This window comes from Rhizobium sp. AAP116 (assembly GCF_001295785.1).
In the GTDB taxonomy this organism is placed as follows: Bacteria; Pseudomonadota; Alphaproteobacteria; order Rhizobiales; family Rhizobiaceae; genus Allorhizobium.
The window spans coordinates 248,955-263,350 of the sequence record NZ_LJIB01000043.1 but is presented as its reverse complement, the minus strand read 5'-3'; the positions used below and the strand labels follow the sequence as shown (position 1 = coordinate 263,350).

13 protein-coding genes and 1 other RNA gene are annotated in these 14,396 nt (G+C 61.8%); 5 read left to right on the top strand and 9 right to left on the bottom strand.

Annotated elements, in window-relative coordinates; all coding sequences use genetic code 11:
* Window positions 1–2: 2 nt before the first annotated feature.
* The 7 genes from rsmH to IP85_RS21330 form a co-directional block, all read right to left on the bottom strand.
* Entirely contained in the window at window positions 3–1,028 is a 1,026-nt protein-coding gene (gene rsmH, locus IP85_RS21355; RefSeq protein ID WP_054151670.1) for a 16S rRNA (cytosine(1402)-N(4))-methyltransferase RsmH, read from the bottom strand.
* Between the two features lie 17 nt (window positions 1,029–1,045).
* Window positions 1,046–1,483 (bottom strand): division/cell wall cluster transcriptional repressor MraZ, encoded by a 438-nt coding sequence (mraZ, locus tag IP85_RS21350; RefSeq protein WP_054151669.1) that lies wholly within the window; start codon window positions 1,481–1,483, stop codon window positions 1,046–1,048.
* A gap of 382 nt (window positions 1,484–1,865) precedes the next feature.
* Window positions 1,866–2,264, bottom strand: an RNA gene (rnpB, locus tag IP85_RS21770) — RNase P RNA component class A.
* A 79-nt stretch (window positions 2,265–2,343) separates the two neighbouring features.
* Complete coding sequence (locus tag IP85_RS21345; RefSeq protein WP_054151668.1) at window positions 2,344–3,534, bottom strand: FAD-dependent oxidoreductase; 1,191 nt, start codon at window positions 3,532–3,534, stop codon at window positions 2,344–2,346.
* 85 nt (window positions 3,535–3,619) lie between these two features.
* On the bottom strand, window positions 3,620–4,144 hold the full coding sequence (locus tag IP85_RS21340; protein ID WP_054151667.1) for a lytic transglycosylase domain-containing protein: 525 nt from the start codon (window positions 4,142–4,144) through the stop codon (window positions 3,620–3,622).
* A gap of 258 nt (window positions 4,145–4,402) precedes the next feature.
* A complete protein-coding gene (locus IP85_RS21335) occupies window positions 4,403–5,164 on the bottom strand; it encodes an N-acetylmuramoyl-L-alanine amidase (RefSeq protein ID WP_054151666.1) in 762 nt (253 codons plus the stop codon).
* A complete protein-coding gene (locus IP85_RS21330; RefSeq protein WP_054151665.1) occupies window positions 5,161–5,898 on the bottom strand; it encodes a DnaJ family molecular chaperone in 738 nt (245 codons plus the stop codon). Before IP85_RS21330 ends, IP85_RS21335 begins: the two co-directional genes overlap by 4 nt.
* A 319-nt stretch (window positions 5,899–6,217) precedes the next feature.
* Between IP85_RS21330 and IP85_RS21325 the strand changes: the two genes are divergently transcribed.
* The 3 genes from IP85_RS21325 to IP85_RS21315 all read left to right on the top strand — a co-directional run bounded on the left by IP85_RS21325 (window position 6,218) and on the right by IP85_RS21315 (window position 9,212).
* Window positions 6,218–7,432, top strand: a complete 1,215-nt coding sequence (locus tag IP85_RS21325) for a pyrophosphate--fructose-6-phosphate 1-phosphotransferase (protein WP_054151664.1) — start codon at window positions 6,218–6,220, stop codon at window positions 7,430–7,432.
* Window positions 7,433–7,477: 45 nt separating this feature from the next.
* Entirely contained in the window at window positions 7,478–8,113 is a 636-nt protein-coding gene (locus IP85_RS21320) for a LysE family translocator (RefSeq protein WP_054151663.1), read from the top strand.
* 133 nt (window positions 8,114–8,246) lie between these two features.
* Window positions 8,247–9,212: a lytic transglycosylase domain-containing protein gene (locus IP85_RS21315; protein ID WP_054151662.1), complete on the top strand. Its 966-nt coding sequence runs from the start codon at window positions 8,247–8,249 to the stop codon at window positions 9,210–9,212.
* Between the two features lie 9 nt (window positions 9,213–9,221).
* On the opposite strand, the gene IP85_RS21310 is transcribed toward IP85_RS21315, so the two are convergent.
* Together IP85_RS21310 and IP85_RS22310 are read right to left on the bottom strand one after the other, a co-directional pair.
* Window positions 9,222–10,589: a serine hydrolase gene (locus IP85_RS21310; RefSeq protein ID WP_054151661.1), complete on the bottom strand. Its 1,368-nt coding sequence runs from the start codon at window positions 10,587–10,589 to the stop codon at window positions 9,222–9,224.
* 90 nt (window positions 10,590–10,679) lie between these two features.
* Window positions 10,680–12,248: an EAL domain-containing protein gene (locus IP85_RS22310; protein ID WP_197278035.1), complete on the bottom strand. Its 1,569-nt coding sequence runs from the start codon at window positions 12,246–12,248 to the stop codon at window positions 10,680–10,682.
* A gap of 140 nt (window positions 12,249–12,388) precedes the next feature.
* Between IP85_RS22310 and IP85_RS21300 the strand changes: the two genes are divergently transcribed.
* A complete protein-coding gene (locus IP85_RS21300; protein WP_054151659.1) occupies window positions 12,389–13,639 on the top strand; it encodes a DUF3419 family protein in 1,251 nt (416 codons plus the stop codon).
* Window positions 13,636–14,304 (top strand): class I SAM-dependent methyltransferase, encoded by a 669-nt coding sequence (locus IP85_RS21295; protein ID WP_054151658.1) that lies wholly within the window; start codon window positions 13,636–13,638, stop codon window positions 14,302–14,304. The genes IP85_RS21300 and IP85_RS21295 overlap by 4 nt, the downstream gene beginning before the upstream one ends.
* Window positions 14,305–14,396 lie beyond the last annotated feature (92 nt).

The window sequence follows — 14,396 nt, the reverse complement described above, 5'->3', positions numbered from 1 at the left end:
TGTCAGCCTCCGATCTTTTCGAGAGTGGCAAGGTCGGGCAGATCGAAGATCGACATGTCGGCCCGTTCGGCGGGCGCCGAGGTGCGGATGCCGGCGCGCAGCTTCGCGGAACGGGCGCGGGGATTGATCTCCGCCTCCTCCTCGCTCGCCGCCACCATGCCCTTGCCGACCGGCTCGAAGGTTGCCGGCCGCGCTTCCACCATGGGAAGATGGCGCGAACCTGACGCCTTGCCGGACCGCTCGGAGAAGAACTTCTTGACGATCCGGTCCTCCAGCGAATGGAAGGTCACGACAACAAGCCGACCACCAGGCTTCAGAGACCGCTCAGCCGCAAACAGCGCCTGCGCCAGCTCGCCGAGTTCGTCATTGACGTAGATGCGCAGCGCCTGGAAGACGCGCGTTGCCGGATGAATCTTGTCCTTGGCCTTGCGCGGATTGACGGTCTCGATGAGGTTGGCGAGATCACGCGTCGTCTGGAAAGGCTCGATCGCGCGGCGCTTTTCGATGGCGCGCGCAATACGCCCTGCATGCTTCTCTTCGCCGAGGAAGCCGAAGATGCGGATCAGATCAGACACCTTGGCACGATTGACGACATCGGCGGCCGAAACACCGGAGACCGCCATGCGCATGTCGAGCGGCCCGTTGCGCTGGAACGAGAAGCCGCGCTCGGCCTCGTCGATCTGCATGGAGGAGACGCCGATATCGAGCACCACACCGTCGAGACCCTCGTCGGGAGCAAACTCAGCAAGATTGGAGAATTCCGTATGATGAAGGGTCAGCCGCTCACCGCTGGCCTCGACGAGCGCCTTGCCGCCGGCAATGGCGTTCGGGTCGCGGTCGAGCGCAATGACGTCGGCGCCCTTGACCAGGATGGCGGAGGTGTAACCACCGGCGCCGAAGGTCCCATCAAGGATGACTTTGCCAGCCTCGGGCTCGAGAGCCTTCAGGACTTCGGAAAGAAGAACCGGAATGTGGCGAACTGGTCCGCCATCGGCATCGGAAAAACCTTCGCCAAAGTTCGCCGCCATTCCGTTTCTCCGTCTTTCTAGGTGCGCAGGCCTCGCTGCCTGACCACCTCTCTGGCTCTCGCCTGCGCCTCGTGAAACGCCTGCGGTTGCCACACTTGAAAATGATCCGACCGACCGACGAAACAGACCTCCGAGGAAATCCCCGTGAAATCCCGGATGAAATCCGTCACCGCCAATCGCCCTTCGGCATCGAGTCGCGCAAAGACGCCGCCACCATGAAGCAGCAGCGACATCTCGTTTGCCTCCAACGCGAAGGGATCCTCGGCCGCCATCCTCCGCTCGTACCGCTCGAGCAGATCCGGACCACCGATGTTGACCGCCGGATAGACGAAATCCTGGAGACAATAAAGCTCCTGAATTCCGCGCTGCACCAGCACGGCACGAAACGCCGCCGGGACGGAAACCCGCCCCTTCGCATCGATCCTGTTTGTCGCGTTGGACAGGAAGCGGCTCATCACTGACAACCGGCCTCCCCTTGGATGCAGGGTCGATCAGAGACCCCGGAACACACCTGATTACGCCAACCGTCGAACCCGCAACACACCCGCCTGAAATGCGAGAGGAAGCACCTGCTTCACGAGATTTCGGGGATGAAACGACCCCCGCAACGGCATGCAATTGGGATACCATGGGACAATATGGGCGTCAATGGGAACGGCCGGGATGAACCTCTTCCGCGATTCAAACATTGATAGGCGGTTAAGCTTAACGAATGGTTAGAAACTGCTGTTTTCGGTGCGCAATTCGACAATCGTTGCCGCAAATGTGATTCGCCGAACCCGAGGCCGTTCCACCTGAAATTTCAGGTGGTTCGCCGAAAAGTCGAAAAAGGGGAAATTTGCCAGTTGGCCTGTAAGCCGGGTTCTGTATGGCCCCGGTTTCCCGGAACGTGGCAGCCATTCATCTGGGACAGCGTTTACACGCTGCCTCGCGCAACCCACCCGGATGACTGGCCCGGAAACAGGCTGTAGCGGTGCTTTCGCACCACCCGCGTCATCCCTATTCGGTCTTGCTCCCGGTGGGGTTTGCCGTGCCGTCCCTGTTGCCAGCGACGCGGTGGGCTCTTACCCCACCCTTTCACCCTGACCTCGCATGCGAGGCGGTTTGCTTTCTGTGGCACTTTCCCTGAGGTCGCCCTCGCCGGACGTTATCCGGCACCGTGTTTCCGTGGAGCCCGGACTTTCCTCACCTTACCGCCTTTCGGCATTGGTAAAGCGCGGCTGCCCAGCCAACTGGCAAGGCGTCCTTAGCCGACCCTTTGCCCGATTGCCATCGAAAAGCGAGCATCGAGGACCACTTGGGCGCTTTTGGTGAATCAGTCTCTGAAGACCGGCCGGAACACGTCGCCATAGGCCTCGTCGATGATTCGGCCGTGCTGGAGAAGCTCTGCACCCAGCCGCCCGATCTCGTCGGAGCTCTTGGCCGCCGCGCCACAGCCGCCCGTGAGTACTGCAATATGCTCACTCGCAAAACCGATCGACGGATAGTTCTCCGGGGTGAACGAGGTCACACAGGCCGCCATTGAAATCGGCGCATCGGCCAGGGTCGGCACGAGGCCGGTGATGATCCGATGCAGGTGATCGCGCGTGGTCAGTCGACCACCCCGCCTGAACCAGGCCCGAATCTCCGGCTCCGTCTCGAGCTGCAGATCGTCGGGATCCCCGCCGATCTTGAGATAGGTCTTGCCGTCGGGATAGCGCACCGGCGGCAGAAGATAGATGTGGTCGGTGGGATCAGCCGGCTGATGGATGAGTGACGGCATGCCGAAATAGGCGGCAAGATCCTCATCCGGGACCTCGAAGAAGGCGACAGTACGCGCATAGACCTTAAGGTCGACGGGACGCGGCAACAGGTTTTCGTTGATCGAGAAGCCGCCGGCCGCGATCAGCACGCGCTCGGCCGAGTAGACCGCGCCATCATCGGTGGTGACGATGGCAAGACCGCCCTCCTCCCGGACGGAAACCACCGTCTGACGAATCACCCTGGCACCGGCTTTCTCCGCAAGCAGGCTCTGCGCCTCGACGAGCCGACGCGGGTTGACGTAACCCGCATTGCGCTGCTCGTAGACACCCTCGCAATCGGAGCCGAAATCGAAATAGCGAAACCGCGACTTGAGTGCAGCGTCAGACAGCATCTCGACGGACACCCCGAGCTCTCGTGCGGCAGCCTCGACCTGGCCGACATAGGGATCGCGCCCGCCTCGCTTCGGCCCGACGATCAGGCATCCGACCTCATCATGAAACGCGATGCCGCTTTCCGCAGCGATCTGGCCGTAGCGCGCGATCGAGCGATTGGCGAGCCGGGCCCAGATGGGGTTCGAATCGATCGTCCGGGTAATCCGGGCCTCGTCGTAGTGGCTCGCAAAAACACCGTGATGGCTCGACCAGTCCTTCGGCTCGTCGGGACCGATGACGGCGACGCCCTCTCCCGAAAGTGCCATGTACCGGGCCGCCGCAGCACCCATCATGCCTCGGCCAACGACTATCGACTTGAACCGCTCAATCATGCGTCACCATCCTTACGTTGCGTCCGGTGATAGCATGGCAAGTCCCCGTGTCCAGTGACAGGAACGGCAAGGGCACAGCTCTTTCTCAGTTTCCGATCAAGGCGATAACCTTGCCGCAATAGCGCTTGGAGATCGGGTTCATGCGCTTGGCGCCATGGCCGGCATTGTAGCGCAGGATGGTGCCGCAGGTCTCGCCGCCGCCCAGTTCATGGGCCATCGAGAGATACTTCATACCGTAGCGGATGTTGGTCTCCGGATCGTAGAGCCCCTTGGTCTTGCCGCGATAGCCCATGGCTCGCGCCGTCGCCGGCTTGATCTGCATCAGCCCCACTTCGCCGGCACTGCCACGCGCCTTGGGATTGAAATTGCTCTCGACGCGAACGACGGCATGGGCCAGATCGACCGGGACGCCGTAGCTCTTCGCATATTTGGTGATGATCGCGCTGTAGGGGCTTTTCGAGAAGGAAGGCGCCGCCGGATAACCGGCGTCGCGAGTGATCGTCTTGAGGGGCTTTTTGAAGCGGCGCTCCTCGCTGCCGGCAAGCGCGGACTGGGCGTTGGTCAAAAGCATTGCAATGCATGCCGCGGCAGCAACAAGTCGTCGTGTCATGAGAAGGTTCAGTCTCCAGTCGAGCCACCGGTATCCACGCGCGTCAAAGCGGGCGCAGTTAAGCGCCGCGAGCCCCTGTCAGGCCGCCAGTTCCGGGTCTCTCAAGTTGATGTTTGCGCCAGGTCCGTCTGCGAACCCTCGGCGCTGTTCAGCCCGTCCTTTAGAGCCGCCCAATGAGGAATTCCTGTGGCACCGCAACAAATCATCGCCAGAGGCGTTGATTTCCTTGGTCCGAAAACACCGTGGGATGGGATTGGATCAGCCGAAACGCGGCAGGCTGGTCAGCAGCCTGTGCAGGGTCTCGATGGTCGATCTGTCGGCAACCCCGTCAACCTTGGCTTGCCGGAAATGTCGTTGGAATGCGGCGACCACGCCTTCCGTCTGAGCGCAGAATTCGCCTGTAATCTCAAGACCGTAACCATAAAGCGACAGCATCGACTGCAGCGCCTCGACGGGTTGCCCCCGGTCACCGCGTTGGAAGAAGCGACCACCGCCGATCGGACCAGGCTCAACCCAGTGTCCGACCCCTGCCCGATGCAGCCGATCCCAGGGGAAATTTTCACCCGGATCGACCTTGCGAATGGGGGCCACATCGGAGTGGGCAAGCACCCTTTCAGGGGCAATACCATGCCGTTTGACGCATTCGAGACACAATTCGATGACGGATTCGATCTGCTGTTCGGGAAAGTCCGGAAGGCCGCCCGGGTGTCCGGCATTGGCGATTTCGATGCCGATCGAGCGGGAGTTGATATCGGTCTCGCCGCCCCAAATGCTCTTGCCCGCATGCCAGGCACGCCGCTCTTCCGGCACCATCTGAACCACGCGGCCGTCCTCATGCACCAGATAATGGCTGGAGACCTGGCTTTCCGGCGCACAAAGCCAAGCCTGCGCGCCCTCGGCGGAAGGCATGCCCGTATAGTGCAAAAGGAGAATATCCGGGCGATCGACGCCGACGCGTTCGCCGTGATTGGGCGAAGGACAGACCTCCGCGCGCTTGAAATCCCCGGTGAACGAACTCATGCCGCCCGGCGCGCCTTCTCGATCGCCGAATAGGCCTCGTTGAACTTGGCCATGCGATGGTTGGCGACGCTGTGGAATTCCGTCGGAATGCCGCGCGCATGCAGTCGGTCGGGATGATGTTCGGCCGCCAGCGCCCTGTACTTCTTGCGGATCGTCGCAAAATCGTCGGACGGCTGCACGCCGAGAACCCCATAAGGATCGCCGTCGAGATGGATATGCCGTTCGGTGATCATCGCGAACCGTTCTTCCGAGATTGAGAAGATCTCGGCGATGCGCGACAGGAAGGCGAGTTCCTTCTCATGCACGAGGCCGTCCGCCTTGGCGATGTGGAACAGGGCGTCGATGATATCCTCGAGCACCGGGCAAAACTCGTCGCAGGTCCGGCACATGCCTGCGAGGTTCTTCGCATAGGTCTCGAAACCCGCGACGTCCTGGCGGGCGAGATTGTAAAGCCGGGCCACATTGCGGGCCTCTTCCGGCGGAAACTCGAAGATCTTGCGGAATGCTTCGACTTCGGCATTCGAGACGACGCCATCGGCCTTCGCCATCTTCGCGGAGAGCGCGATGATGGCAACCGAGAAAGACACGCGACGGCGCGTTTCCGGATCGCCTTCGAAGGCCGTGCGCACGGCCTCGACGATACTGCCGATCACATTGCCAGCCGCATCACCGATCGCGCCGAGCAACCGGTCCCAGAATGACGATATTTGTTCGCAGGCAAAATCGAAGATCATGTTGAAAGCTTGACCAAATATACCCAGAAAAAGCAAGGAGCCGGGCCCAATAGCGAGGATTAAAGTTTCTTCATCTTGAATCCGTTTCGCTGAACTCGCGCTGCCCCGACGCCCGGCATGGGCTCCAATCGATTATCCACAGAAGCCATCCCGTCACCCGGCCGCGATTGAAACGATTATATTCGGATTTGAAGCTCGCATGGTTGCGAAATGCCCGATTTCCTTGATTTTTTGGCTTTACAGGCCGCCGCGCCTATCGCATCCATTTGCCACCTGAACACCCAAGTTGCACGGGCGATGAAGCGTCCGAGGAGGATCGATGGCCAAGCAGAAAGTCGCGATGTTGACCGCCGGGGGCCTCGCGCCCTGTCTCTCGTCCGCTGTCGGCGGATTGATCGAGCGCTACACCGACATCGCACCCGAAATCGAGCTCATCGCCTACAAGTCCGGCTTTCGCGGCCTGCTGATGGACTACAAGATCGAGATAACCAAGGAAATGCGCGAGAAGGCGCATGTGCTGCATCGCTATGGTGGATCGCCGATCGGCAACAGCCGCGTCAAGCTCACCAATGTCGCCGATTGCGTGAAGCGCGGTCTGGTCAGGGAAGACCAGAATCCGCTCCGCGTCGCAGCCGAACGGCTCGCGGCAGATGGCGTCACGATCCTTCACACCATTGGCGGTGACGATACCAACACAACCGCTGCCGACCTCGCCGCCTATCTCGGCGCCAACGGCTACGACCTGACGGTCGTCGGCATGCCCAAGACCGTCGACAACGACGTCTACCCGATCAAGCAGACGCTCGGCGCCTGGACGGCCGCCGAAGTCGGCGCCCGATTCTTCGACCATGTTTCCAACGAACAGAGCGCTTCGCCACGCACGCTGGTCATTCATGAGGTCATGGGCCGCCACTGCGGCTGGCTGACAGCAGCCACCGCCCGCGCCTACATGCAGCGCACGCAGCACAATGAATACATCGAAGGCCTCATGATGAACCAGGAGCTGAAGAACATCGACGGCCTCTATCTTCCCGAGACCCATTTCGACATGGAGGGCGAAGCCGCCCGCCTGAAGGACATCATGGACCGGACCGGCTTCGTCACGCTCTTCGTTTCGGAAGGCGCCTGCATGGACGAGATCGTCGCCGACCGGGAGGCGGCCGGCGAGGAAATCAAGCGTGACGCCTTCGGCCATGTGAAGCTCGACACGATCAATGTCGGCAACTGGTTCCAGAAGCACTTTGCCAAGCTGCTCGATGCCGATCGCTCGATGGTGCAGAAATCAGGCTACTACGCCCGCTCTGCCCCCGCCAACTACGAAGACCTTCGCCTCATCCAGAGCATGGTCGATCTCGCGGTCGAAAGCGGTCTGAACAAGGTGTCGGGCGTGACCGGTCATGATGAAGACAAGGCCGGACGCCTGCGGACCATAGAGTTCCCGCGGATCAAGGGTGGCAAGCCTTTCGACCTCGGCACGCCATGGTTCAAAGAAGTGATGGACTATCTCGGGCAGAAGTACCGCCCCATCCATTGACCTGACCGCCGAAAGCTGGCTTCCTCTCCTGGAGGAGTGAGTGTCATGCCCCATTCTATCTGGATCCTGTTCGCAGTCGTCGCCGCGGCCCTTCTGGTCGTGCCCGGCCGGTCCAAGCGCATGGTTCTGTCCTATGCGCTGGCCCATGGCCGCAAGAGCGTCTTCGCCACGGGAACGGGCGTTGCACTCGGCACCGCCGTGTCGGTCGCAGCGACACTCGCCATCTCCTGGGGCCTGATCTCGCTGTCGACGCTGACGTTTTCGATCTTCCAGTGGATCGGCCTGTTCTGGCTGATGCTCTTCGGGCTTGGCCTCGCGCGTGCGCCTGCCGGCATCGAACCGGTAGCCGACAACGACAATCTGCCGGAGGAAAAACCGCTTCGCGTCATCGCGCATTGCTTCGAAAGCGAATCCCGCGACCCGCGCAGCAGCCTGCTCGTTGCCGCACTTCTGCCGCAATTCCTGGCGCCGGCCGCTCCGTTCATTCCCCAGGCGATCGCACTTGGCGCCACCTTCGTTGCCCTCTCGGCCTTGTCCTGCATCGTCTATGCACTGTTTCCCGAACGCGTCCGAAAAATCGTTAGGAAACATGCAGCTCGCCGGACTGTGAACCGTTCCGGCCGCACCGTCCTGATTGCGGCAAAGGCGGTTACGGCCGGCTATCGAAAGATCGCGGCCTGAGCCGCGGGACGCGTCTGCGAAATGCCCCCGAGGTCGCAAGCTTGCCGCAATGCTGGGCATAGATTAAGAAACGGAAACGAACAGTCGGCTGATTTGCCGGTGACCTCGCGTGCATCTCGTAACGGATAGTGGCATGAACGTCAGAACTGACCGCGGCATCGCTCTCTGCATGGCTGCCTCACTGTTGGCTGGACTGGGTGGATGCACCGCGATCGATGAAAGCGTGAAGGCAGATCTCGCTGCCGCACCGGTCGCCAATCCGAAGTCTCCGGAAATGCAGGCTGCCATGGCTGCCGAGGCCGCCACGAATGGCACAGCCGGGGCCCAGGCGTCGTTGATGACGCAGGCCGAGCTCGCAGCAGCAAACCCGGGCCCTGCACCACTCATTCCCGGCACGGAAACCGCAGCGCCGATCCCGGCCTTGAAGGCCTCGGCTCTCTCCCCCACCACGCCGCAGACAGCAGCCACCGATGCACTGGCCATGGTAACGACGCCTGTTGCCGCAGGGAGCCAGCAGATGACGGCTGCGGCAGCTTCGACCGAAGCGACGCTCACCCCTCCTGGCGTTGGCGCAAGTGCAACACCTGCACCGGCATCCGCGACAGCGCCAGCAGCGGTACAGGCTCCCGTCGTCCTGGCTTATGCAGCCCCCCTGCGCGCGACGGCGCTCACCAGCTTCGGCGACCCCTTCGACGTGTCGCCTCCGGGCGAGCCGCAGGTGCCCAATGCGGGTCGGAAGCCGGATACGGTTGGCCCGACGCGTCTGAACGCGCTTATCGAGAAATACTCACGGCTCCACGAGATCCCGGTTGATCTGGTGCATCGCGTCGTGCACCGCGAAAGCCGCTACAATCCGGCCGCCTACAGCAAGGGCAATTACGGCCTGATGCAGATCCGCTACAACACGGCGAAGGCGATGGGTTACGACGGCCCAGCCGACGGACTGTTCGATGCCGAAACCAACATCAAATATGCGGTCAAATATCTGAAAGGCGCCTGGGTCGTCGCCGACAATGATCACGACCAGGCTATCCGCCTCTATTCTCGCGGCTACTACTACGATGCCAAGCGCAAGGGCCTGCTGCATCTGATGCAGTAACTCGTCTCATTAGCCTAGGACATCACGTATGGCCTGCAGGAGCCTCTGTGGTCTGTAGTCCAGGCGGCGCGGCGTAAGCCCAAGCCGGACGACCACCAGTTTATCAGACGGAATGACGGCAATCGACTGTCCGTCATGGCCGAGCATCCAGAGCGTTTCCTCGGGCAGCGAAAAATTGCTGTCCTTGTCTCCGGGACCATTCTGCCAGGCCTGCCCTCTCGTATAGGCGCCGTTGGACGCAGCAGCCGGTTCATAGACGCGTGCCATGACGGACGGATCGACGAGCTGACGGCCGGACCAGCGTCCGTTCTCCGCAATCAAGAGACCGAACCGTGCCCAGTCGCGGGCAGTCGCGTACAGATAGGAACCGCCGACAAAAGTACCGGTCGCATCCGCTTCGAGCACAGCGCTGCGCATACCGATCGCATCGAACAAGGCCTCCCGCGGGTAGGCGAGCGCCGCCTCCCGGTTCGAAAACCGCGACATCCAGTAACGCGAGATCAGCACCGTTTCTCCGGAGGAGTAATTGAAACGCGTGCCCGGCCCTGCCGCCGGAGGCAGCGACGCCGCATAGGCCCCCATATCCGGTTCGAGATAGAGCATGCGCGTCACGTCGGTCACGTCGCCATAGCTCTCATTGAAACTGAGACCGCTTTGCATGGCGAGTAGATCCGAAAGCGAGATCTCGGCACGGCTGTCACCGTTCCATTCGCCAAAGAGGTTCGTCGCATTCTCGTCGATCCGTCCCTCCCCCTTGAGGATGCCGACCAGCGCGGCCGTCACCGTCTTCGTCATGGACCAACCCAGAAGCGGTGTTTCCGCATTGAAACCCGGACCATAGGCTTCACCGACGATCCGGCCGTCCTTCACGACGACGACTGCGCGGGCGCTTGGTCCGAGGAGGTCGGGATCGGAAAGCACGGCCTGGAGCCGCGGATCGTTCTGCGCCACTGCGTCACCATCCGGCCAGGCCCGGGCCGTGTCGACTGAGCCCGCTTCGGCCGGCGGAGCAGACAGGCGTCTTGCCGCATCGATCTCGGATTCGTTGACTGCAGCACAGCCCAAGCCGGTGCGATGCAGTGCGGCCGATGGTGCGACGACACCGAGCAAGGCTGTTTTCACCAGGCCCTGTTCGAGATCGACCTCGGCGCGCACGAGTTTGAGCAAGGGGTGCCCGGGGGCCTGCACATCGTCGCGCAGCACTTCGTCGGCGTCGCGACCGGCGATGAACACGTTCGAGCAGACGATCTTGGCGGCATAGCCGGTGCCGACCCTGAGAAGTTCGGGCGGAAATGCGACGATCCAGGCTGCGGCCACAGCAACGATGCCTACGAGGGCCACCGCCACCCGTGCACCCCACTTCATCAGTCTCCGCATCAGCCTCTCCTCCTGTTGCCGCTATCGAAGCAGGAATGGATGACAGGCGAAAGATGAGCAGGCCGCGTGTCTGAAGTTATCCCGCGACTTTCAACCGACGGGCGCTGCGCGTTGCGCGAGCCGGGCCTGCAGGTAGTTGAGCGCCTCCGCAGCTGCAACGGGTCTTGAAAACAGGAACCCTTGAGCCTCGCCGATGCCGAGGCGCTTGACGAAATCCAACTGGCTGTTCGTCTCGATGCCCTCGATGGTGGTCCGGATCTGGAAGGTCTCCGACAGCTTGTGCATCAGGTCGACGAGTTTCGCACCCTGGCTGGTCTCGAGCATCTGCTTTGCGAAGGAGCGGTCGATCTTCAGTTCATCGAGCGGGAAGAGCCGGAGATTGTTGATCGACGAGAAGCCGGTGCCGAAATCGTCGAGCGCGATTCGCACGCCGCTCGAGCGAAGCTCGGCGAGACTGCGGCAAACAAGATCGATATCGACGGAAAAGACCGCCTCTGTCACTTCGATCGTCAGCCGCTCGGGCGCCAGCCCGGTATCCACCAGACAATCGAGGATATGCGTCACGAAGTTCGGATCCTTGAACTGGTCGCCGGACACGTTGACGCTGACGCCCGTCGGTTCCGGCCAGGTTACGGCTGCGGCGCAAGCCTGTTGCACGACCCATTTGCCGATCACCTGAATGATGCCGGTCTTCTCTGCGAGAGGGATGAAGATGTCAGGCGTGATCAATCCTCTCGTCGGATGGCGCCAGCGCAGAAGCGCCTCCAGCGATCGCACGTCGCCATTCTCCACGGCAACAATCGGCTGGTATTCAAGATAGAATTCCCCGTCGACGAAGCCGCGCGAAAGGTCGCGCTCGAGCTCGAGGCCTTCCCGCACTTCACGGGCGAGACTTTCATCGTAGAAGGCATGGGCGGGGCCGAAGACCTCCTTGGCGCGATAGAGGGCAAGGTCCGCTCGCTGCAACAAGGCCGTGACGTTCCGGTCCTCGGGCGAGATGAGCGTCGCCCCGATGCTGAGCCCGGCCATGACGCGGCCCTGCTCCAGTTCGAAGGGGCGGGCGAGCGCGTCTTCGATCGCCAGGCAGACGAACTCTGCCACCGGGCGGCGCAGTGCTTGCGGCAGGATGGCCGCGAACTCGTCGGCCCCGAGACGAAACAACTGCGCGCCCTCGCCCGAAGCCTGGCGCAAACGCTCGGCCACGACGACCAACAGTGCGTCGCCAGCCGCATGTCCCAGCGTGTCGTTGACATATTTGAAGCGGTCGAGATCGATGAGCAGAAGCGTACCGCCGGAAGGACCACGTGCCGCCAGCAGGGCGTCAAGTGCTTCGTTCAGCGCCTGGCGGTTTCCAAGCCCGGTTAGACGATCGAAACGTGAGGCAGCCTCAAGCGCCGTCGCACCACCTTCGAGGCGACTGATGCGCTCATGCAGCATGGCCTCCCAGGAGGCGATTCGCCAACCGACTGCGGCGCCGACAAGCGGCAGGCTGATGGCCGCAAGTGAGGACCATTCACTCAGAAAAGCTGTGGAAAGACCGACAAAACCGGACTGCACCACAACGGGTAGAGCCATGGCAGCCGGCGCCGCAGCGCCGCCCAGAAACCCCGCAAAACCGTAGCGCAGTCGCCTCCCAAACGGGATTTCACTTAACATCATGTTAAACACCCCTAAAATAACTGAGGACAATTTGTATAAAATGCATTGAAATTCGGTTACCGCCGCGCCGTCAACGACGTCATCAAACTGTAGCACCCGGGCGCTACACGCCGTGAAACCCAACAAGAGGGCGGATCGACATGACTGAGCTTGCACCCGATGCCGGATTTCGCGGAAACGAGAAGCTGAAGGGTGCATTGCTGCAGCATGCCGCCCTTTCGCCGGCGGGCCTTTCGGAACGGCTTTTCGGCCTGCTGTTTTCCGGCCTCGTCTATGCGCAGATCTGGGAGGATCCGGAGGTCGACATGCAGGCCATGGATCTTTCCGAAGGCCATCGCATCGTCACAATCGGCTCGGGCGGCTGCAACATGCTCGCCTATCTCAGCCGTCGCCCGTCCTCGATCGATGTGGTCGACCTGAACCCGAACCATATCGCCCTCAACCGTCTGAAGCTTGCCGCCTTCCGCCACCTGCCCGACCACGCCTCCGTCCGTCGCCTGCTTGGCGAAAAGGGCGTCAGCACCAATGTCCGGATGTATGACCGCCACATCGCGCCCAACCTGGACACAGCGACTCGGCGCCACTGGGAAGCGCGCGGCTTGACGGGTCGCAAACGAATTTCCGTCTTCAACCGCAACATCTACCGCACCGGCCTTCTTGGGCGGTTCATCACCGTCGGCCACCTGATCGCCCGCAGCCATGGCGTTCGCCTGGAAGAACTTGCCGAAACCCGCTCCTTGCGCGAACAGCGGATGTTTTTCGACAGCCGCATCGCACCGCTGTTCGACAAGCCGCTCATTCGCTGGCTGACCCGCCGCAAGAGTTCGCTCTTCGGCCTTGGCATCCCACCGCAGCAATACGACGAGCTCGCATCGCTGGCCAATGACGGGACGATCGCTCCCGTGCTGCGCCACCGCCTGGAAAAGCTCTGCTGCCATTTTCTGCTGCGCGACAACTATTTCGCCTGGCAGGCATTTCTCCGCCGCTATCCGAAGCCGGAGGAAGGCGTTCTGCCCACCTATCTGCAGGAACAGCACTACCGCGCCATCCGGGACACAGCGGATCGCGTGACCGTTCACCACGCCAATTTCACCGAACTCCTGGCGAAAAAGCCAGCCGGCAGCGTCGATCGCTACGTGCTGCTCGACGCACAGGACTGGATGAACGAGCGACAGCTGAACGAGCTGTGGACCGAAATCACGCGTACCGCCTCTGAAGGCGCCCGCGTCATCTTCCGCACCGCGGCGGAAGACAGCATCCTGGACGGAAAGCTCGCACCCGCCCTGCTCGACCAGTGGCATTATCAGCCCGAACGCTCGCATACCCTGAACACTCAGGACCGCTCCGCCATCTATGGTGGCTTCCACATCTATGAGAAGCGGCCCGCATGAGCGAAAGCCCTGCCGCCCTCGCTGCCACCACCAGCCAGGACCACGCGGACCGCATGGACCAGATGTATCGCTATCAGCGGCATATCTACGACCTGACGCGGAAATACTACCTGCTCGGTCGAGACCACATGATAGCAGATCTCGATCTGCAAAACGGCGGCTCACTCCTGGAAATCGGCTGCGGCACGGGTCGCAATCTTGTCCTTGCCCGGCGGCACTTTCCGCATGCAAACCTCTTTGGCCTCGACATATCGGCAGAGATGCTCGCAACCGCCCAGGCCAAGTTCGAGGGCAAGGCGTCACGCCCAAGGCTCGAGGTCGCCGACGCCACGACATTTCGCGCCGCCGATTTCGGACAGCCGCATTTTGATCGGGTGATGATCTCCTATGCCCTGTCGATGATTCCCGACTGGCAGGGGGCCATTGACCGGGGTATCGAAGCGCTTGGTTCAGAGGGATCCCTGCACATCGTCGACTTCGGCCAGCAGGAGCGCCTGCCCCAGTGGTTTCAGAAGGGTCTGCAGGCCTGGCTCGCCCGCTTCCACGTCAGCCCCCGCCCGGATCTGAAAAGCGTTCTCGAAGAGCGGGCGGCAGCAAAGGGCTTGCAGTTGCGATTCGAGCCCCTCTGGCGTGGCTATGCCTGGCACGCCGTCCTCACCCGCTGACGGCCTCGCGCAAGCAAGATTGCATCTATTCCGGATTTGACGATGATGGGCGACGACGGTCGGCTCGCACGCGTGTCGTTGTTGCACCTTGT